Genomic DNA, 19,629 nt, shown 5'->3' on the forward strand with positions numbered 1-19,629 from the left:
AGCTGAAACCAATCCACAGCATCCCTTACAGTGTAGCACAAAGACCTTGGAGTGGGTCTCAAAACTACTACTATATAATACGAAGAGCTGCAGCAAAATCTAAATTTTGCTGCAGCTTCTGCTTAATGATTGAACACTTGTCTTATTTAATGATTCCCATTTCGCGGCCGACTTTGGCGAATTTCTCCAAAGCATATTCCAGATCGGCTTTTTCATGCGCGGCGGAGATCATCACGCGGATGCGGGCTTTGCCCTGCGGTACGGTTGGGAAGCCAATCGCGCTGGCGAAAACATCTTCGGCAAGTAATCTTTTGCTGAATTCGTGCGCGATACTGGCCTCACCCAGCATAACCGGAGTGATGGGTGTTGCGGAATGGCCGGTATCAAAGCCTAATTTTTGCATTTCAGCTTTAAAGAAACGGCCGTTGTCCCATAATTTATCGACCAAATCGGTATTTTCGCTTAAAATGTGAATGGCTTCCAATGTAGCAGCTACGTCGGCAGCAGGCAAAGCGGAAGAGAAGAGGAACGGACGGGCTTTCTGCTTCAGATAGTCAATCAGAACAGCGGAGCCGGCAATAAAGCCGCCGACTGTGCCAAGCGCCTTGGAGAAAGTGCCAATTTCAACATCGCAGCGGCCATGCAGTTTGAAGTGGTCAACAATACCGCGGCCGCCTTCACCCAGAACGCCTTCGCCATGAGCATCATCCACCATAGACATGGCACCGTATTTTTCACATAATTCCACGATTTTTGGCAGATCGGCTACATCACCATCCATGGAGAAGACGCCGTCGGTGATGACCAAAACACGGCCGTCATTTTCGCCTTTGAGCAATTCTTCTAATGACTGCATATCGCAATGTTTGAATACTTTAATTTTCGCGCCGGAAAGGCGGGCGCCGTCAATAATGGAAGCATGATTTAATTCATCGGAAAGAATCGTATCGCCTTTGCCAACCAGAGGAGCAATGACCGCCTGGTTCGCTACAAAGCCGCCTTGTAAGGTCAGCGCAGCTTCCACATGTTTGAATTTCGCTACTTCCTGATCCAGCTGAATGTGAATCGCTTGCGTGCCGGCAATGGAACGGACCGCGCCGGGACCTACGCCGAATTTGTCGATCGCGTTTTTGGCAGCCTTGTTCATTCGCGGATTGTTGGCTAAACCCAGGTAGTTATTGGCGCACATATTCAGGACTCGTTTGCCATTAATTTGAATCCAGGCGCCTTGTGCAGATTCGATCGTTTTGATATTGTTATACAGACCGGATGCTTTTAACTCTTCTGTTCTCTCCAACAGATACCTTTGATTCTCTTTCATGAAAATGCCTCCTCCATCAATTCAGGGAACCCGAAAAGCGGTCCCCCATCACTTAATCTAACAATCAATATTTTTCTCCTTTTTCACAGGATAATCCTTCCCAAGCGGCAAGAATTCCTGAGCAATTATTAAAACATTCTGGACAATTTCGTCAGGGTACGTCATAATGGTCCCGTAGAAAGGGTGAGGAGCATGCGTATTGTCTTGGCTGCGCTGAACAGTCAATTTGTTCATACGGCGCTGGGCATTCGCTATTTACGGGAAGCCTTAAGGCGGCAGCCGGCGTTTGATGCCTGGGAAATCTCTTGTGCGGAATTCACCATCAACGATCATTGGCCGCAAATTGCCGCTGAGATCCAGGAAATGCACCCGGATTTGGTTGGCTTTTCCTGTTATATTTGGAACATCAAAGAAACAATTCCCATTGCGAGACGCTTGAAGCAATTTAATCCGCGCCGTATCATCCTGTTCGGAGGGCCGGAAGCGACCTATCGCGCGGAAGAACTCGTCTGCAGTTATGCCTGGCTGGACGGAGTCGTGGCGGGAGAAGCGGAGGAGACGCTGCCGTTGCTGTTGCGGCGGTTGGCCGGGGGAGCCGCGGTCACTGACGTGCCGGGTTTTGTGACGCGCGGCGGCAGTCGGAGCGCCCCGGTTTTGATCCCGCAGCTGAACGATCTGCAGCAAATACCGTTTCCCTATACCCAAGCAGAGTTATCCGGCCAAAGGGAGCGGATCTTTTATTACGAATCCAGCCGCGGCTGTCCTTATGCCTGCCAATATTGCCTCTCTTCGGTAGAAAAAGGCGTCAGAGCCTTGCCGCTGCAGCGCGTCTTTGATGATTTACACGCGTTTATCAGCGCCGGTGTGCATCAGGTGAAATTCGTTGACCGCACCTTTAATGCCAACCGGGTCCGAGCGCGCCGGATTTGGCAGTTCTTAATCGAGGAAGCCGGCAGCTTGCCAATCAATTTTCATTTCGAGCTGGCAGCCGATCTCCTGGGCGAAGCGGATGTTGAACTCCTGCGGCAGGCTCCGCAGGGTTTGTTTCAATTTGAAATCGGCATTCAAAGCACCAACCGCCAAACGTTGAGCTATGTGCAGCGTCCCATGGATTTCAGCCAAATCAGCGATTTTGTGCGAGCCATGCGGCAGCTAGGCACGATTCATCTTCATTTGGATTTAATCGCCGGGCTGCCGGGGGAAGGCTGGCAGAGTTTTGCGCAGTCTTTCGATGATGTCTATGCCCTGGGTGCGGAATATCTGCAGCTGGGTTTCTTAAAACTGCTGCCCGGCACCGGCTTACAGCGGGACGCTGCCCAATATGGCATCGTCGCCGACAGTGAAGCGCCCTATGAAGTGCTCAGAACCAACTGGCTCGGCTGCGACGAACTGCTGCGCCTGCACCGCATAGAAGAGCTGCTGCAGCGTTATGGCAATTCCGGGCGCTATCAGCAGACGCTGCACCGCTTTTTACAGCAATTCAGATCGCCCTTTGCTTGTTATGCGGCGATGGAAGAATTTTGGCGGCAGCAAAATTGGTTTGGCCGTCCGGCCCGGGAAGCTGTTTATTGGCAGCGTTTCTGGCAATTCATTTGTCTTGTGCTGCAGCAGGAGACGGAAAAAGCAAATTTATTTGCTTTACTGAAATTTGATTTTTGTTTGGCTTATAAAGACGATGATTTTCCCATGCCGGCCATGAAACAAAGCCTGACGGAGACAGAAAAAGAGCGTGTCTACCGTTATCTGGCAGCTGCTGACTGGAGCACACAGATGCCGGAGTTTGTGGGGTTATCGGCAAAAGAAATCAGGAAAAAAATCCGGGTTGAAGTTTTTAATCACTCTATGCAGCAGCTGCTGCAGCCGCAATCCGTGACGGCAGCGTCCGGTCAGCCGGTGATTCTGCTGTTTGCCTGGCAGCCCTGGCTGCGTGGCGGTCAAAAAAAACTCTGGTGGGAATTGCCGGATGAAAAATCAGAGACAACTTGCTGATTTTTTGCTTTTTCAAACAAGCGGAAGGAATTGCGCACAGAAAAAGAGAAAATTTACTTTCAGCAAAAGCCGGCAACGCAGGAGAGATCAGCTGAAAAATTCGCAGCCGGCTGGCTTTCTGAATGGTGAAAGAAAGAGAGGGAATTTTATGATGAATGCATTGCAGATTACACCTCGTGTCGCCTCGGTGGGAGTATTGCATCCCACCCTACGCATTTTTGATGCTTTTGTGCCGGCTGCCAGCGGTACCAGTTACAATAGTTTTTTAATCCGGGGCAGTGAAAAAATAGCCCTGATCGATGGAGTACATCAGAATTTCAGCGAGATTCAGCTGGAAAAGATCCAAAGTGTCGTCGATCTGACGAAAGTCGATTATCTGATTGTCCAACATGCCGAACCGGATCATTCCGGTTCCATTCAAAAACTGTTGGCAGCGGCGCCGCAAATTCAAATCATTGCCACCAGATCGGCCGGACTCTTTTTAAAAGCGCAATTGAACCGGGAACTTCCGCTGCAGATCGCGGCGGACGGAGAAACGCTGTCCTTGGGTGATCGGACGCTGCGTTTTATCCACAGCCCGTTTTGGCATTGGCCGGATACTCTGTTTACCTATCTGGAAGAAGAGCAGCTGCTCTTTTCCTGTGACGGCTTCGGCTGCCATTATGCGGAAGAAACCATGACCGATGAGCGCTCCGGCGATTTTTGGCCGGAGTTTGTCAGCTATTATACGCACATCATGCGCCCGTTTGCCGATAAAATCATCACAGGCTGTGAAAAAGTGCGTCAGTTGGAATTAAAGATGATCTGTCCCAGCCACGGACCCGTGCTGACAAAGGATCTCGAACGCTACATTCAGGCCTATGAAGACTGGAGCCGCGCAGCGCTGGCCAAAGAAAAGACGGTGGCCGTGATTTACATCTCCGTTTATGGCAACACCAAGAAAATGGCGGAAATTGTTGCCGCTGCCATCTCGGAAAGAGGCGTAAAATGCAAACTGCTGCAGGCAACCAAGCTGGATTTGCTGCAATGCCAGGCGGAACTGGAAACGGTGCAGGGCATTCTCTTTGGTTCTCCCACCATCAACGGCGACGCTTTGGCGCCGATTTGGAACGTAATCAGCGCAACACCGTTGCTGGCCAATCGCGGCAAAATAACGGCCGCCTGTTTTGGCTCCTTTGGCTGGAGCGGAGAAGCCTGCGGACAACTCACGGAGCGCCTCAAAGGGCTGCGCTATAAATTGCCGCTCGCGCCGTATAAAGTGAATTTTACGCCGACCGCGGAGGATGAAAGCAAACTGAAAGAATGGGCGCAAGCCTTTGTCGCGGCACTCTAACGGCTGCGCAGGGGTCAGCTTTTGGTCCTGCCGCATCAGAGAGAAACCGGCAGAAGAGAAGATTCGATCGGGCCGGCAGGAGAGACTACCGGCGGATGAGGGGGAACGGTCATGCGCGTAGGCAAATTAACACCAACGGAATTGGAACAGAACGTGTTTCGCCATTTAACCGAACGGCGTGCGGAAGTACTTTCGCGCTCCGGCTTGGGTGAGGATTCCACGATTTTTGATTTTGGCGGACAGTGCTGTGTGATGTCCACCGATCCGATCACCGGAGCGGTGGAGGATGCGGGGTGGTTAGCGGTACATATTTCCGCCAATGATGTTGCTTCAAACGGCGCAGAACCGGTTTGCTGTTTATTGACGATCCTGGCGCCTGCCGATTGTGCGATGACGGAAATCGACCGGGTGATGCGGGATGCCGCCCGGGCGGCACAGGAACTCGGGATTGAAATCAGCGGCGGGCACACCGAACTGACGGCGGCGGTCAATCAAATGGTGCTTTCTTCGACTGTGGTCGGCAAGGTCGAGCGCAGCCGAATCATCAGAAGCGGCGGCGCCATGGCCGGTGATGATATTGTGGTAACGAAAACCATCGGGTTAGAGGGAACCTCTATTTTAGCCAAAGACTCAGCGTCGTCCTTGCTGCAGTGGTTCCCGGCCGATTTGCTTGATACCGCTGCCCAACTGGGCAAACGGATCAGTGTGGTCCCCGAAGGCCGCATCGCCGCCGCTTTTGGCGTGCATGCCATGCATGACATGACCGAAGGTGGTTTGCTTGGCGCTGTTTATGAAATGGCGTCAGGCGCCGGCAAAGGTTTTTGGCTGGAAGCGGCAGCAGTGCCGCTGCATCCGGCTACCCTACAATTCTGCCGGCAGCTGCAGCTGAACCCTTTGCGTTTGATCGCCAGCGGCAGCATGCTGATTGCGACAGAGCGTGGAGCGGCGTTGGTGCAACAGCTGGCGGCAGCGGGAATTGCTGCCGCTGTGATCGGAAAATTCACGGCCGAACCGAAAAAAGTCCTGATCCGGCCTGAAGGCAGCGCGATCGTGGCGCCTCCGGAGGGAGACGAATTATGGCGGGCTTTGGCATTTCTGGGCAAAAGCTGCATAAATTGACGATCCTTGTTCAATGAAAGAGAAAATAACGAAAAAACAGTTCCGTGGCAGGTTGACAACCTGCTAACGAATTGTCATGGACTTTTCATCGAAAAAACGAAACCCTTGCGACGTATCAAAGCGTTGCAAGGGTTTAATTCATAATAAACAAGCAATGAAGGTATCCCACTTTTTTATGTCGATCATGATGACTTGGTTAAGGATAACCAGAATTTGTACCTGGACGACAAGACAATACTCAGCAAAATCACGCTGATTCATCCCAATAAAACTACGAGATAGCCTACTAAAGTTATATGAGTGCTACTCAAAGGCGTTTGTATTCACAAAAGCCACTCCGTTTTTTGTAGTCCGAGATACATTAACCAATATAATGCCCACAAGAGACGAGGGAAATAGAAAGAAGTATAATATCTATCTTACTGGTTCATCTTTCGCGTGATCGCTGCATTTCCAAAGCGACATCGGATGGTTTTTTATTCTTTCCAGAATTTCCACGTTGGTAAACAACAGTTCAGGCCGATATTCTTTCTTACGGAAGGTGTCCAGAAAATTTAGTTCAGACTCTGTTGGAACAAGCAACTGTTTGAGATAAAGGAGAACTTGGTGCTGTACCACCTCCAGACTAAAAGAAGCATTATTCCGCAAAACAGGCAGCAAATCCGTCTTGATTTTGGATTGAGGTAGATTAATGATATTACTGAAATTAAATTTTTTTGGTACCATGTCGGAACCTATAGCACTGTAAAACAGGATGCATTTCCGTAAAAGTGACTGCTCAGATTCATCAAATAAACTATATTTCAGCATATTGGATACATCATAAAGATCGCGCGGGGCAGTACGATTCAGAAGCGCTACGATTTTAGATGCAAATATCTCAAGCGGGGCGACACTAAGCACTGTCATTTCTGTGTCTAACCAAGGAAGCTTGGAAGCTTAATATTTCTTTGAGATAACGGCAGGATATGGCAGCGAAGCATATAATTGATTTCTATTTTTAGGTTATCTTTCATGGAACCGGCATTCAGATATTCATAAACAAATGAATCCAAAGCGTAGTAATTCTTTGATTTTGGACTCAGCGTGTATTGGACAGCCTCCATGTATTTTCCAATACGGTTCGTGATTTGTTGTCGCATCGACAGCATTTCATCCCTTGAAGAATTTTCAGCCATGTCCAAGTCGATGTCTACAGACAAACGGGGCAGATCAAAAATGGTCAGATTGATGGCTGTCCCGCCTTTTAACGCGAGGCTATTAGCCAGTAACGGATCTGTTGCCATATAACGCAGAATATCCCCCAAACGCAGAATTTTCTCAAAGGTATCCCAGACAAATCCGAGTTTCTTTGCCTGTCTGCCAAGAGAAATCCGGTCAAATTGCATCATAATCCGATACCCCCTTGTTTATGATGTTCTGGATTGAGTCTGGTGCATATAGCTTCCATTTTTCATGCCAGGTCATTCCGTCCCGATTTTTCATCAGATACTGTTTGCTGTTTGAGATATGTTTCTGACATTCAGAAAAAAAGCTGTCTGGCAGACCGAGTGATGAGTTGAGTGCCTCGAGAATATAGCCGCATTTCTGATATAGAAATCCGTTCTGGTATAAAGCCAAAACTTGCAGTAGTTTTGTTTGATTCAAAGAAGGTATCAGTGCAAAGCAGCGAAGGGTTTCTTCAAGTCCACCGATTTTTTCTAGATCCGCAATGCTGTCAACAACTGTGCGTTCCAGATCGGTGACGCGAACATTTCCGCTTTGAACGACATGTGCATCGGTCCTCTGTGCGACACGATGGTAGCTGATGCCATTATAGGTAAAATCCGGAAAACGGCTGTTTGTAGTAACATAAGTTACGTAGAATACTTGATTGGAATAACCAAATAACTCTAAGGCACTATGATGAGAGATGCAGGCATCAGGAAACAAACTTGCGCCGATTTGATAGCGTGAACAAATGGGCTGTTTTGTTTCAAGGCTGATAACAACATATAAGTCGCGGTGCACACGTTCAATATAGCCTTTTTGCAGATACTCTCGTATCGTTGAAGCGGCGGTTGCATCACAACCGAGCATTCCGGCCAGTTTACTGCGGGAAAAACAACCAAATTCAATGAGCTTTTCATAATGCTTCACAACGCAAACCTCCTCTTCATATGTTCTCATTTTAGCACATAAAGATGTAAATTTCAATCTTTTCTTGCACTTTCTAAAAACAATAGCGCAAAATTGAAAAAAGGATTATGTGATCCTTGGTGAAGTAACCTCATAGAGTATACCTACTGCGGAGCTTTTTTTTTAAAAATATTTTTTTATGATGAAGGAATTTTTGCTTCATCATGGAATATAGGGGTAAGAGTGGGGCAAAGTGGGGAAATGTGTGGAATAAGGAGGCGGCGTCGTGTTTTTAGGAACCTATCAGCATGCACTGGACGAAAAATCGCGCCTGAGCATACCCTCCCGTTTCCGTGAGGGGCTGGGCAATCATTTCATTGCCACCTTGGGTTTAGACAAAGCGATTTTCCTTTATCCGATGACAGAATGGGTGAAAATCGAGGATAAACTGCGCAGCCTGCCAATTACAAGTTCGGATGCGCGCGCCTTCAGCCGCGTTTTCTTTTCCGGTGCCGTCGAATGCGAACCGGATAAGCAAGGCAGAATTCTTTTGCCGCCCACCTTGAAAAAACATGCCAATTTGGAAAAAGAAGCCGTCCTTTTGGGGGTTTCTTCCCGCGTGGAAATTTGGAGCCTAACGGAATGGGAACACTACCAAAGTCAGGCGGTTTCGGTTTATGAACAAACCGCAGAACATTTGGAAAGACTGGTATCCATGTAATCAGCAGCAGGGAGGAGGGATGATCTTGCGGCAATTCCGGCACAGCAGTGTTTTGCTTCAGGAAGTATTGTCAGGACTGTCACCCCATCCCGGCGGCATTTATCTCGACTGCACCCTGGGCGGCGGCGGTCACAGCGAAGCAATTTTAGAACAACTGCAGGGAGATGGCCTTGTGATTGGTTTGGATCAGGATCCCGGTGCGCTGGAGGCCGCCGGGCAACGGTTGCGGCAATACGGCAGCCTGTTTCGCCCGCTGCAAGCCAACTTCAGGAATCTTGATCGTGTTTTACAGGAGAATCAAATTACTTTGCTGGACGGCGCTTTATTTGATTTGGGCGTTTCGTCACCGCAGCTCGATGTCAAAGAACGCGGTTTTACTTTCCGGGAAAATGCGCCGCTTGATATGCGCATGGATCCGTCGGCAACTCTCACCGCCACTCAGCTGCTGGCGGATTCTTCGGAAGCCGAGCTGCGAAAAATCTTTTACGAGTATGGCGAAGAGCGCTGGAGTGCCAGAATCGCACAGTTCATTGTCGCAGAACGGCAAAAAAGGCCGATTGAAAGCTCGGATCAACTGGTGGAGATCATCAAAGCAGCGGTTCCGGCGTCTGTCCGCCGCGAGGATGGCAATGAGACGCGCAGAATCTTCCAGGCCCTGCGCATTGCCGTCAATGATGAACTGAACGCGCTGAAAATCGGCCTGAAAAAAGCGATCGACGCGCTGCGGCCGCAGGGTGTGATCGCGGTGATTACGTTTCATTCTCTGGAAGACAGAATCGTCAAAGATTTATTTCGGGAATTGGTCAACCCCTGTATCTGTCCGGCCAAACTGCCGGTCTGCGTCTGCGGACGCCAACCGATGCTGGAATTGGTTAACACGAAACCGATTTTACCCAAAGCAGAAGAGCTGCAGGAAAATCCAAGATCGCACAGCGCCAAGCTGCGCCTCGCCAGAAGATTAGCGACACCCATCATTGACTGCAAGGAGGATAGATAAAATGACATCAGCAAAACGCGCCATCATCGAGATACCGGAGATTCAGCCGGAAGAACTGATTGAACAGCAGCCGCTTAGAAAAGAAAATGTGATTGCATTTCCCCGGCAAAAACCCAAACCGCTGCCGGAAACAGTCAACCTGCCTTTGGCCAGATCGATCATTCTTTTTATCTGCGCTTTTGTGCTGGCAGGCTTCATCTCCTCCACACGTTCGGCTTATTTATACAGTATTTCACAGGCAATCGAAGCGGAACAGAGCGAAATCACAACGATGCAAAATCAGAACGAGATGCTGCGCATCAAAATCTATCAGGCTTCCTCTCTGGAAACTATCGAACAAAGGGCCATCGGACTGGGTTTTCATAAACCCGGAATGGATCAGTATCTCAAGCTGCCAGGCCTGTCTGTGAATCAATCAGACTGATCCAGAAAAACCGGACAGACCTTTGCGCTGGGAAAGCAGGATCATACCGCCCTCGATCTTCGAGCGGCGGTTTTGCAGTCTCAGAAGGAAATGCCTTTCTGCGCCCGTCTTATGCCGAACCCTGCTTTTTCTAATTGCCACAGACGTCCCATTGATTTGCCTGCGCTCGGCCGGCGGGCGTTCGCAGTAACAAAACAGCGGCTCTTGCGGATGCCTGTCAACATTGACGGGATTCTGTCTCGGGCGACCGCTTTTCCGGAGAATACATCTTGCCGAAAGGAATTTGTCAGCAAAGAACGAATCTATCTTGATACGCAATTCGAATCTGTTGCAGAGGGAGTGGAGATAATGCCTGACATGACAGTCGGTGAAATTGCTCAAGTCGTTCAGGGAACCGTCCGGGGAACGTATCAGGATAAAATCGTCACTTCAATTATTACCGACAGCCGTCGGGCGGTGGACGGCGCTTTGTTTATTGCTCTGAGAGGAGAGCGGGTGGACGGCAATTGCTTCATCGCGGAAGCCCTGGCGGCCGGAGCCGCCGCTGCCCTGACAGAGGAAGCGGAATTAGCGGATGATGTTTCGGCCATTGTTGTGGACGACTGCGTCGAAGCCATGGCCCGCTTAGGCAGATATTGTTTGGAGCAGCATCCCGTCAAGGTTGTGGCCGTCACCGGCAGCGTTGGCAAGACCAGCAGCAAGGACATGATCGCTGCCGTTTTGGCGGAAAAATATGCCGTCTTAAAAACTCAGGGCAATCTGAATACCGAAACGGGTTTACCGATCACGCTTTATCAGCTGAATGCGCGGCATCAGATCGCCGTACTGGAAATGGGTATGCAGGGTTTGGCTGAAATTGCCCATTTGACCGCCATCGCTCCGCCGGATTTTGCCGCCATTACCAATGTCCTGGGCGTTCATCTGGAACGGCTGGGCAGCTTAGAAGCCATTGCCGCGGCCAAAAGAGAGATTTTTGAGGGATTGAAAGCCGGCAGCGGGGTTGCTTTGCTGCGCTGGGATGAGCCCTGGAAAGAGTTTTTATTGCAAAAACTGCGTGGAAAATGTTTTACCTATGGTTTTGCCGCAGAAGCCGATCTGACGGTTTCAGAAGTGATCAGTCTTGGCTTGTATGGTTCAAAATTTACGCTGCATTTTCCCAATCGGCAACAAGTGACGGCAGCCATTCCTTTGCCGGGACGACATATGGTGGAAAACGCTTGCCTTGCCGCTGCCATCGGTTATCTCAACGGTCTGACTCCGGCAGAAATTGCCTTGGGACTCAGCCATGTTCAGCCTGCCGATCAGCGCAGCAGCATCCGGAAGTTGGGCGGCGACCGGCTGATGATCAATGATTCCTACAACGCCAGCCCCAAATCGATGCAGGTTTCGCTGGATTTGATGGCGGAAGTGCGGGCCGATCGTGCTGCTGTGGCTGTGCTGGCAGATATGCGGGAATTGGGCGGGCAGGAAGTTGAGGAACATCAAATCATCGGCCGGCGTTTGGCTGCGGAACATTATGATTATCTGTTTGCCCGGGGTCGCCTGGCAACGGCTTTGGCTGAAGCCGCCCTGGCAGCCGGTATGCCGCCGGAGCGCGTTATATTCTGCCAAGACAATCAGGCCATGGCTGCCGCCGTGCTGCAGCAGGTACCGCAACATGCAATTTTGCTGATCAAAGGCTCACGCAGCCTGGCTTTGGAAGAAGTGGCGGAGCAATTGCTGCAATACTGGGGTGAAGCGAATGAATAACCGTTATCTGATCGTGATGCTGATTGCCATGGCGGCGGCGGCTGTCACCGGGCCTCTGCTGATCCCCCTGCTGCATCGTTTAAAATTCGGTCAGAGCATCCGTCAGGAAGGGCTGCAGAGTCACTATAAGAAAACCGGTACTCCCACAATGGGCGGTTTCATTATTTACCTTGGCCTGCTGGCCGGTCTGCTGTTTGCCGGTCAGTGGACCAGAACCATCGGCGTTTTGCTGCTGCTTGTGTTTGGCCATGGTCTGCTGGGGTTTGCCGATGATTATATTAAATCCGCCCGGAAAAATCCGGAGGGATTATCGGCCAGGGCAAAATTGATCGGTCAGTTCAGCCTGGCGGCGCTTTTCTGCTGGCTGCTGGCCGGTAAGGGTTTGACGACCGAACTTGTGCTGCCCCTCCTGCACTGGCAATTGCCGCTGGGTTTTTTCTATTGGATTTTGGCGCTGCTCTATCTGGTGTTTTTCAGTAATGCCGTCAACATCATCGATGGCGTGGACGGATTATGCAGCGGTCAGACCATGATTGCCACCTTGTTTTGCTTTTTTGTCGCGCTGTTGCAGCAGCAAACCGATTTGGCGGCTTTTTGCGCGGCTCTGATCGGCGCCTTGGCTGGTTTCTTATTGTTCAACCTGCATCCGGCGCGGATTTTTATGGGTGATACCGGTTCGCTGGGCTTAGGCGCGGCGTTGGCAGCAATGGCGCTGCTCCTGAAAGTGGAAGCCTTGATGCTCTGGGTCGGCATGGTCTTTATTATCGACATTTTTTCTACCATTATTCAGGTGCTTTACTTTAAAGCAACCAAAGGCAAACGTCTGTTTAAAATGAGCCCGATTCATCATCATTTTGAATTGTGCGGTTGGAGCGAGTGGAAAATTGTTTTTGTTTTCTGGGCTTGCGGCTTGTTTTTTACCTTGACGGGTGCGTGGCTGTTTATCGCATAGGGGGGGATTCGAATGGAATTACAAGGGAAAAAGGTACTTGTCTTGGGGTTAGCCCGCAGCGGAGTGGCTTCCATCCATGTCTTGCTCAAGCATGGCGCCGTGGTGATCGCCAACGATTCCGCCAAACCGGATAAGGTGGCAAAAGACGTAGAAGCATTGGCCGGTCTGCCGGTAGAGATTATTTTGGAGCAGCACCCGCTGGAATTGCTCGATCAGGGGCTCGATCTGATTGTCAAAAATCCGGGGATCCCTTATGATATTCCGTTTTTACAGGCTGCCAGAGCCAAAGGGATTCCGGTGGTCAGCGAGGTGGAACTGGCCTGGCAGGTTACCAAAGCGCCGCTGGTTTGTATTACGGGTTCCAACGGCAAAACAACCACAACCGCCTGGGTCGGTGAAATTTTGCGTCATGACAGAGCCAATGTGCATGTCGCAGGCAATATCGGTCTGCCGCTCAGCGAAGAGGTGGATGGTCTGGATGAAAAGCATATCGTAGTGGTGGAACTCTCCAGTTTTCAGCTGAATGATGTGCTGGATTTTCGTCCCAAAGTCGCCACCCTGCTCAATATCTACAACACGCACCGTGACTGGCATCACACGGCTGAAAATTACCTGGAAGCAAAATCGCATCTTTTCCTCAACCAGACTGCGGAAGATTGGGCGATTCTCAATGCGGAAAATGCGGAAGTCATGTCGCTGCTGCCCAAAATCAAGGCGCATCCGCTGACCTTCAGCCACCTGCAGCCGCAAGAAGAAGGAGCCTGGCTGCAAAATGATCTGCTGATGTTCCGCAGCAAAGGCGTTACGGAGGCAATTTTACCGTTAAAAGAATTGGGGATCGGTTATGCCCATAATTATCAGAATGCCATGGCGGCTGCCCTGACTGCTTACGCGGCGGGGGCATCGCCGGAGGCCATCCGCAAAGGCTTACGCAGTTTTCAAGGGGTGGCGCATCGCTTCCAAATTGTGGCCCGACTGAACGGAGTTCTCTATATCAACGATTCCAAAGCGACCAATGTGCAGGCTGCTTTGGTGGCTTTGAGTTTACCCGGCGAACCGATTATTCTGATTGCCGGCGGTTTGGACAGAGGACAGGATTTTACAGAATTTGCTCAGAGCATTCGGCAGCACTGCAAAGCGGTGATTCTCTTGGGACAAACCAAAGAGCGGATCCGGCAGGCATTGGCGGCAGAGAATTTTAGCAATGTCACGATGGTCCATGATATGGAAGAAGCGGTGGAACAGTCCCGCAGGTTAAGCGAGCCGGGCGATTGTGTCTTATTATCGCCGGCCTGCGCCAGTTGGGATATGTATCCCGACTTTGAAGTCAGAGGTCAATCGTTTATGGATGCCGTCGTCAGGAAATGAGGTTGCACTGTGGCTGGATCTAAAAGGCGTTTACCGGATATCTGGTTATTTCTGACCGTCTTGATGTTAGTGGGTTTTGGCTTGATTATGGTTTACTCCTCCAGCTCGGTGACGGCGCCGCAGTTGGGTGTGGAGAGCAATTATTACGCGCTGAACCAGGTCAAATGGGCCATCATGGGATTTGCTGTCATGTTCGTTACTGCTTTGCTTCCTTTGGATTGGTTTAAAAAAGGGGCAATGCCTTTCTACATTTTTGGTTTGCTGCTCCTGGCTGCGTTGTATATTCCCGCCCTGGCCATTAACCGCAACGGAGCAACCCGCTGGCTGAACCTGGGTTTCACCACGTTTATGCCATCCGAAGCGGCGAAAATAGCCGTTGTCGTCCTGCTGGCCAAAAAATTCAGTGAGATACAAGGTAATTTATGCCAATTGAAAGACGTGGCTTACTGCGCCGTTTTGATTCTGATCCCATGTGCTTTCATTTTGAAGCAGCCGGATTACAGTACGATGCTGATTGTGATCGGCACCGCGGCAATCATGATGTTCATTGCGGGCTTACCCTGGATTTATACGATTTTAGCCGGTCTGAGCGGCGGAGCAGCTTTGGTTTACCTGGCGTTTGGCGAAGAATACCGGATGGACCGAATCAAGACATTTCTCGATCCCTGGCAAGATCCGGTCGGACATGGCTGGCAGGTGATACAGTCGTTATACGCCATCGCTTCCGGCAGGCTGACCGGTTTGGGGTATGGGAAAAGCAGACAGAAATACGGTTATCTGCCGGAATCCATGAGCGATTTTATTTTTGCTATCGTTGCGGAAGAAACGGGTTTGCTTGGCGCCGGCGCCCTGATTCTGCTCTTCATTGTTTTTCTTTGGCGCGGTTATCTCATATCCCGCAAAACAGACGATATTTTCGCCTCTTTTTTGGCGATCGGTTTTACCTCCATGATCTGTCTGCAGGCAATTGTCAATATGGCGGTGGTTACTTCCTCCATTCCTGCAACCGGGATCACGCTGCCGTTTATCAGTGCGGGCGGTTCTTCTCTGGTCATGTCGCTGATTGCCGTGGGGTTGATACTGAATGCCTCCCGCGCCAGACCAAGTGCTTCCTAGTGCCGGAAAGGATGTGTTGACATGCGACTGGTTGTGACCGGCGGTGGTACCGGCGGGCATATCAATCCGGCCATTGCTTTAATCAAGGAATTGCAGGCGAGACCGGAACCCCTGCAGGTGTTATATCTGGGTACGCAAAGAGGAATGGAATCCGAGTTGGTCATGCAGGAAGGGATCCCATTTTCCGTGATCTCTTCCCGCGGTTTTCAACGTAAAATCTCTGTGGATACCCTCAAAACAATTGTCACAGCGGCCAACGGTTTTTTTCAGGCGCATGCTTACCTGAAGGAATTCCGACCGGACGTGGCGGTCGGTACCGGCGGCTATGTTGCCGGACCCGTGATTCTGCAGGCCGCACTGATGGGAATTCCCACTTTAATCCATGAACAGAACGCGCTGCCCAGCCTGACCAACCGGCTGCTGGCCAGATTTGTGACCTCCATCGCACTCTCATACCCTGAGTCAAGCCGCTATTTTCCCGACAATAAGCCGCAGTATGTCATCGGTAATCCGGTCAGACCGGAAATTATGGCAACCGGCAGAGCGGAGGCAATCGAGCGTCTGGCGCTCAATCCAGAACTGAAAACTTTGCTGGTGGTTGGCGGCAGCCGCGGAGCGGAACCGATCAATGAAGCCGTTTTGGCGGTGCTGCCCGATTATTTATGCCAGAGCGGTCAGCAGGTTATTTTTGCCACGGGCAAAGCGCATTTCGCAAAGATTGCGGCAAAACTGGACGCGCTCGGCTACCTGCGGCATAAAAACCTGCATCTGCTGCCTTATTTGTTCGATATGGCAGCCGGCTTGCAGGCGGCCGATCTGATCATCTCCCGTTCCGGCGGTATGATTGCCGAAATCAATCTGGTCGGTATTCCCGCCATCTATATCCCGTCCCCCCATGTGGCGGATAATCACCAGGAATATAATGCCAGGGCGATTGAAAGCCAAGGCGCCGGCGTGATGATTCGGGAAAAGGATCTGACCCCAACGCTGCTGCTGCAGACAATCAACCGGATTTTGTTCGACGAAGAGGAATCGCAGCGGATGCGTCAGGCGGCCCTGGCGATGGCCAAACCGGATGCAACCAGGCAATTTGCCGACTTAGCCTGTCAAATCGCTAAAAAACAGCAATAACAGAAAAAACCGATCGCGGCCAACCAACGCGCACCTGCCTGGCAAAAGGGGAGTTTGCGATCGATCGGATTGATGGAAAACAACCTGCGCTGTGAAGAGGAAGGTGTTTTATATGGAAAATTTGGGTCAATATCAAAAAGTCCATTTTGTCGCCATCGGCGGGATCGGTATGAGTGCTCTGGCGCGTATTTTATTGGGTCGCGGCGTGGCAGTCTCCGGTTCGGATGAAAGCGAATCTCATATCACAGAAGATTTGCGCCGCCTGGGCGCCAAGGTTTACTGCGGTCATCAAGCGGAACAATTGGGCGATGCGGAGCTGGTTGTGGTTTCATCGGCCATTAAATATGAAAATGCGGAAGTGGAAGAAGCCGGGAGGCGGGGCATCCCGATTTGGCACCGTTCCAAACTGCTGAATGTTCTGATGGCGGAAAAAGAAAGCATCACGGTGGCCGGCGCGCATGGGAAAACGACCACCAGCTCGATGCTGACGACGGTCCTGCTCAGTGCCGGCCAAGAGCCCGCCGCAATCCTGGGCGGCGAATTGGCAGAGATCAATGGCAATGCCTGTTGGGGGAAAGGACGCTATCTGGTGGCCGAAGTGGATGAAAGCGACGGCAGTTTCCTCAACCTGAACTACAAATACGCCGTGATCACCAACATTGAAGCCGATCATTTGGACTATTATCCGTCGCTCTGCCATATTGAACAGGCTTTCGTAACGTATTTGAATCAATTGCCGGCCGACGGCTTTGCCATGCTGGGAATCGATTCCGACAGCGTACGCAAAATCATGCCGCAACTGACTTGCTCCTATCTGAGTTATGGTTTTGCCGCCGATGCGCGGCTGCAGGCAACCAAGGTCGTTTTGCAGAATGGTCACAGTCAATTTCAGGTTGTGCTGGATCATGCTGTTTTAGGCGAGATTGAGCTGCAGGTCCCCGGCAGACACAATGTGCAGAATGCTCTGGCTGTTGTGGGAATCTGTCTGCATCTGGGCTTGGGCATGGCCGAGATTCGGCAGGGCCTGGCTGACTTTTGCGGTGCCAAACGGCGTTTTGAAAAAATCGGCAGTATAGGGGAAATCACCGTCATCGAAGATTATTCCCATCACCCGACGGAAATCAAAGCAGCCCTGGCGGCGGCAAGGACCTATCAGCCCAAGCGTCTCGTGGTTGTTTTTCAGCCGCATCTTTATTCCCGCACCAGAAATCTCAGAAATGAGTTCGGCAAAGCCTTTTTTGATGCCGACCTGGTCATTCTGACCGATATCTTTGCCTCAAGAGAAAAAAGACCGGAACCCGGCGTCGATGGTCAAATGCTGGTCGAAGCAGTGCGCGAATGGGATCCGCAAAGACAAGTCATCTATATCGCGGATAAAAAGCAATTGCCGCAGCGGTTGGCACCGCTTTTACGGCCCGGTGATATGGTGATTTTTATGGGAGCCGGTGATATCAATCAATTTGGGATCCCCTTGCTGCAGGAATTGCAAAATTCACTTTCTGCCGGCGGAGAAAATGCAAAAGGAGAAAGCAAATGATGAAAAATGTTGCGGTTTTAGTCGGCAGATCATCGGAAAGAGAAATTTCCTTAAAAACGGCTGCGGGTATTATCGCAGCGCTGCAGTCGCGAGGTTATCGCGCTTATCAAATGGAAATTGACGCGCAGTTACCCGGCGCACTGCAGGCTATGCCGGTCGACGTTGCTTTTATCGCTTCGCACGGCAAATTCGGAGAAGACGGTACTGTCCAGGGTTTATTGGAAATTATGGGGATCCCTTATGTCGGTTCCGGCGTTTTAGCCAGCGCCTTGGCGATGAATAAAATCATGTCGAAGAAAATCTTTGAATTTGCACAAATCAGAACGCCAAAATGGCTGCCTGTTGATCAATATACGGATTTGCAACACATTCGGGAACAAGTGGAGATTGTTTTCAGCGGCGTGGAGCATTTGATTGTGAAACCCGCTTCCCAGGGTTCCTCAATTGGCTTGACCTTGGTGAAAGAACGGCAGGCTCTGCTGCCGGCTCTGCGTTTGGCTTTGCAGTATGACACGGAAGTCTTGATTGAAGAAGCGATCAGCGGCACGGAACTGACCGTGGCCATCTGGGGTAATCGCGAACTAACCGTTTTACCTTGTATTGAAATAGTTTCTGCCCATGAGTTTTATGATTATGAAGCAAAATACGCGCTTAATATGAGCAAGCATATAATTCCCGCCCGCATCGCGCCGGCAGTGGAAGCGGAGGCCAAAGCGCTGGCGGTGCGGGCGCACCGTGCCTTAGGCTGCCGCGGTATTTCACGGTCGGATTTCTTTGCGGACAACGAAGACCGCTGCTGGCTGCTGGAGGTCAATACACTGCCCGGCATGACGGGTACCAGTCTGGTGCCGGATGCAGCCAAGGCAATTGGCTATTCCTACGCGGATTTGGTGGAGAAATTGATCCAGTTGGCTTTGGAAGCATAAGATCATCGCATCGTTGCAGACGAGGGAAGGGGGCAGCGCATTGAAACGGCTCAAACCGCCGCAGATTGGTTGGAAAATTCGATTCCTTTTGCTGCTGCCTTTGCTTTTGCTGCTTTCTCTTTTGCTGCTGCCCATTTTCCGTTTGAGCGAATTAACGATTATCGGCAATGTCAAAGCAGATATCAACGAGATTTACTATGTGTTGGGGGAACCGGTCGGCAAGCCTTTGCTTCTCTTGCGTTTGCAGCCGCTGCAAGCGAAACTTGTCAAAACGCCTTGGATTGCCCGGGCGCAGATTCGCTATCTGTTACCCAATAAAATGCAGATCACGCTCACCGAACGTCAAATCATGGCTTATATTCCTTATCATGGCAATTACCTGGCGATATCCGATGAGGGAATTGCTTTGGAAATTGCAACCCAATTACCGGCGAACGAACAGGCGATCCTGCTGACCGGCATCGAGCTGCCTTTTCTGGGTGTCGGTGACCGCATACCGGCTGAGCCGGATATCAACCGTGTCAAGCTGCTGATCGGGCAGATGAGCGATACATTTAAAAAAATGGTGGCGGAAATCAAGCTGACGGATGCCCGCTATCTCACCATTGTTTCGGTGGATAATTATCGGATACAAGTACAAGGCAACGAAGTCAGCAGCGAACAATTGGATAATCTGCGCACCATTATTCTCCTGCTGCGTGAGAAAAATCAATTGGGTACGATCATTCTGCAGGAAGGAAAACCGGTCTTTATTCCGGACTAAATTCTACCAAAGCAGGTTGAAAAAAGAGCAGCCGAACGCTGCTTTGCTTGCCGTCAGCAAAAACG

Annotated in this window: 16 protein-coding genes and 1 pseudogene; 14 read left to right on the plus strand and 3 right to left on the minus strand. The window is 50.7% G+C overall.

All coding sequences use genetic code 11. From position 1 onward, the window contains the following. Positions 1-142: 142 nt before the first annotated feature. Entirely contained in the window at positions 143-1,321 is a 1,179-nt protein-coding gene (locus LLG09_01605; GenBank protein MCE5195815.1) for a glycine C-acetyltransferase, read from the minus strand. Between the two features lie 192 nt (positions 1,322-1,513). Here LLG09_01605 and LLG09_01610 point away from each other — a divergent pair, with 192 nt between their 5' ends. The 3 genes from LLG09_01610 to LLG09_01620 all read left to right on the plus strand — a co-directional run bounded on the left by LLG09_01610 (position 1,514) and on the right by LLG09_01620 (position 5,762). Continuing rightward, positions 1,514-3,310, plus strand: coding sequence for a B12-binding domain-containing radical SAM protein (locus LLG09_01610; protein MCE5195816.1), 1,797 nt, complete (start codon positions 1,514-1,516; stop codon positions 3,308-3,310). A 148-nt stretch (positions 3,311-3,458) separates the two neighbouring features. Beyond that, positions 3,459-4,643, plus strand: a complete 1,185-nt coding sequence (locus LLG09_01615; GenBank protein ID MCE5195817.1) for an FprA family A-type flavoprotein — start codon at positions 3,459-3,461, stop codon at positions 4,641-4,643. A 111-nt stretch (positions 4,644-4,754) separates the two neighbouring features. Continuing rightward, positions 4,755-5,762, plus strand: coding sequence for an AIR synthase family protein (locus tag LLG09_01620; protein MCE5195818.1), 1,008 nt, complete (start codon positions 4,755-4,757; stop codon positions 5,760-5,762). A 414-nt stretch (positions 5,763-6,176) separates the two neighbouring features. Here LLG09_01620 and LLG09_01625 read toward each other — a convergent pair. Next, a pseudogene (locus LLG09_01625) lies at positions 6,177-7,150 on the minus strand (nucleotidyl transferase AbiEii/AbiGii toxin family protein). Beyond that, a complete protein-coding gene (locus tag LLG09_01630; GenBank protein ID MCE5195819.1) occupies positions 7,140-7,901 on the minus strand; it encodes a transcriptional regulator in 762 nt (253 codons plus the stop codon). The pseudogene LLG09_01625 and the gene LLG09_01630 overlap by 11 nt, the downstream one beginning before the upstream one ends. Positions 7,902-8,166: 265 nt before the next feature. Here LLG09_01630 and mraZ point away from each other — a divergent pair, with 265 nt between their 5' ends. The 11 genes from mraZ (at position 8,167) to LLG09_01685 (ending at position 19,564) form a co-directional block, all read left to right on the plus strand. Further along, a complete protein-coding gene (gene mraZ, locus LLG09_01635) occupies positions 8,167-8,601 on the plus strand; it encodes a division/cell wall cluster transcriptional repressor MraZ (protein ID MCE5195820.1) in 435 nt (144 codons plus the stop codon). A gap of 19 nt (positions 8,602-8,620) precedes the next feature. Beyond that, complete coding sequence (gene rsmH, locus LLG09_01640; GenBank protein ID MCE5195821.1) at positions 8,621-9,598, plus strand: 16S rRNA (cytosine(1402)-N(4))-methyltransferase RsmH; 978 nt, start codon at positions 8,621-8,623, stop codon at positions 9,596-9,598. A 1-nt stretch (position 9,599) separates the two neighbouring features. Further along, positions 9,600-10,022: a hypothetical protein gene (locus tag LLG09_01645; GenBank protein ID MCE5195822.1), complete on the plus strand. Its 423-nt coding sequence runs from the start codon at positions 9,600-9,602 to the stop codon at positions 10,020-10,022. A gap of 348 nt (positions 10,023-10,370) precedes the next feature. Further along, positions 10,371-11,771 (plus strand): UDP-N-acetylmuramoyl-tripeptide--D-alanyl-D-alanine ligase, encoded by a 1,401-nt coding sequence (locus LLG09_01650; GenBank protein MCE5195823.1) that lies wholly within the window; start codon positions 10,371-10,373, stop codon positions 11,769-11,771. Beyond that, positions 11,764-12,723: a phospho-N-acetylmuramoyl-pentapeptide-transferase gene (gene mraY, locus LLG09_01655; protein MCE5195824.1), complete on the plus strand. Its 960-nt coding sequence runs from the start codon at positions 11,764-11,766 to the stop codon at positions 12,721-12,723. Before LLG09_01650 ends, mraY begins: the two co-directional genes overlap by 8 nt. A gap of 12 nt (positions 12,724-12,735) precedes the next feature. Continuing rightward, the gene (gene murD / locus LLG09_01660; protein ID MCE5195825.1) at positions 12,736-14,091 is read left to right on the plus strand and encodes a UDP-N-acetylmuramoyl-L-alanine--D-glutamate ligase; all 1,356 of its coding nucleotides are present in this window, start codon (positions 12,736-12,738) and stop codon (positions 14,089-14,091) included. A gap of 9 nt (positions 14,092-14,100) precedes the next feature. Beyond that, positions 14,101-15,207, plus strand: coding sequence for a putative lipid II flippase FtsW (gene ftsW, locus LLG09_01665; protein MCE5195826.1), 1,107 nt, complete (start codon positions 14,101-14,103; stop codon positions 15,205-15,207). 21 nt (positions 15,208-15,228) lie between these two features. Then, the gene (gene murG / locus LLG09_01670; GenBank protein MCE5195827.1) at positions 15,229-16,338 is read left to right on the plus strand and encodes an undecaprenyldiphospho-muramoylpentapeptide beta-N-acetylglucosaminyltransferase; all 1,110 of its coding nucleotides are present in this window, start codon (positions 15,229-15,231) and stop codon (positions 16,336-16,338) included. A 112-nt stretch (positions 16,339-16,450) separates the two neighbouring features. Beyond that, positions 16,451-17,875, plus strand: a complete 1,425-nt coding sequence (murC, locus tag LLG09_01675) for a UDP-N-acetylmuramate--L-alanine ligase (GenBank protein ID MCE5195828.1) — start codon at positions 16,451-16,453, stop codon at positions 17,873-17,875. Further along, positions 17,875-18,801, plus strand: a complete 927-nt coding sequence (locus LLG09_01680) for a D-alanine--D-alanine ligase (GenBank protein MCE5195829.1) — start codon at positions 17,875-17,877, stop codon at positions 18,799-18,801. Before murC ends, LLG09_01680 begins: the two co-directional genes overlap by 1 nt. A gap of 40 nt (positions 18,802-18,841) precedes the next feature. Further along, positions 18,842-19,564, plus strand: a complete 723-nt coding sequence (locus LLG09_01685; GenBank protein MCE5195830.1) for an FtsQ-type POTRA domain-containing protein — start codon at positions 18,842-18,844, stop codon at positions 19,562-19,564. The last annotated feature ends 65 nt before the right edge of the window (positions 19,565-19,629 follow it).

The organism is Negativicutes bacterium, from assembly GCA_021372785.1.
In the GTDB taxonomy this organism is placed as follows: Bacteria; Bacillota; JAAYKD01; order JAAYKD01; family JAAYKD01; genus JAJFTT01.

Excerpts from the sequence above, each read along its gene's own strand:
- LLG09_01605 (MCE5195815.1), bottom strand. The coding sequence starts at position 1,321 with ATGAAAGAGAATCAAAGGTATCTGTTGGAGAGAACAGAAGAGTTAAAA.
- LLG09_01610 (MCE5195816.1), top strand. The coding sequence starts at position 1,514 with ATGCGTATTGTCTTGGCTGCGCTGAACAGTCAATTTGTTCATACGGCG.
- LLG09_01615 (MCE5195817.1), top strand. The coding sequence starts at position 3,459 with ATGATGAATGCATTGCAGATTACACCTCGTGTCGCCTCGGTGGGAGTA.
- LLG09_01620 (MCE5195818.1), top strand. The coding sequence starts at position 4,755 with ATGCGCGTAGGCAAATTAACACCAACGGAATTGGAACAGAACGTGTTT.
- rsmH (MCE5195821.1), top strand. The coding sequence starts at position 8,621 with ATGATCTTGCGGCAATTCCGGCACAGCAGTGTTTTGCTTCAGGAAGTA.
- LLG09_01645 (MCE5195822.1), top strand. The coding sequence starts at position 9,600 with ATGACATCAGCAAAACGCGCCATCATCGAGATACCGGAGATTCAGCCG.
- LLG09_01650 (MCE5195823.1), top strand. The coding sequence starts at position 10,371 with ATGCCTGACATGACAGTCGGTGAAATTGCTCAAGTCGTTCAGGGAACC.
- mraY (MCE5195824.1), top strand. The coding sequence starts at position 11,764 with ATGAATAACCGTTATCTGATCGTGATGCTGATTGCCATGGCGGCGGCG.
- murD (MCE5195825.1), top strand. The coding sequence starts at position 12,736 with ATGGAATTACAAGGGAAAAAGGTACTTGTCTTGGGGTTAGCCCGCAGC.
- murG (MCE5195827.1), top strand. The coding sequence starts at position 15,229 with ATGCGACTGGTTGTGACCGGCGGTGGTACCGGCGGGCATATCAATCCG.
- murC (MCE5195828.1), top strand. The coding sequence starts at position 16,451 with ATGGAAAATTTGGGTCAATATCAAAAAGTCCATTTTGTCGCCATCGGC.
- LLG09_01680 (MCE5195829.1), top strand. The coding sequence starts at position 17,875 with ATGAAAAATGTTGCGGTTTTAGTCGGCAGATCATCGGAAAGAGAAATT.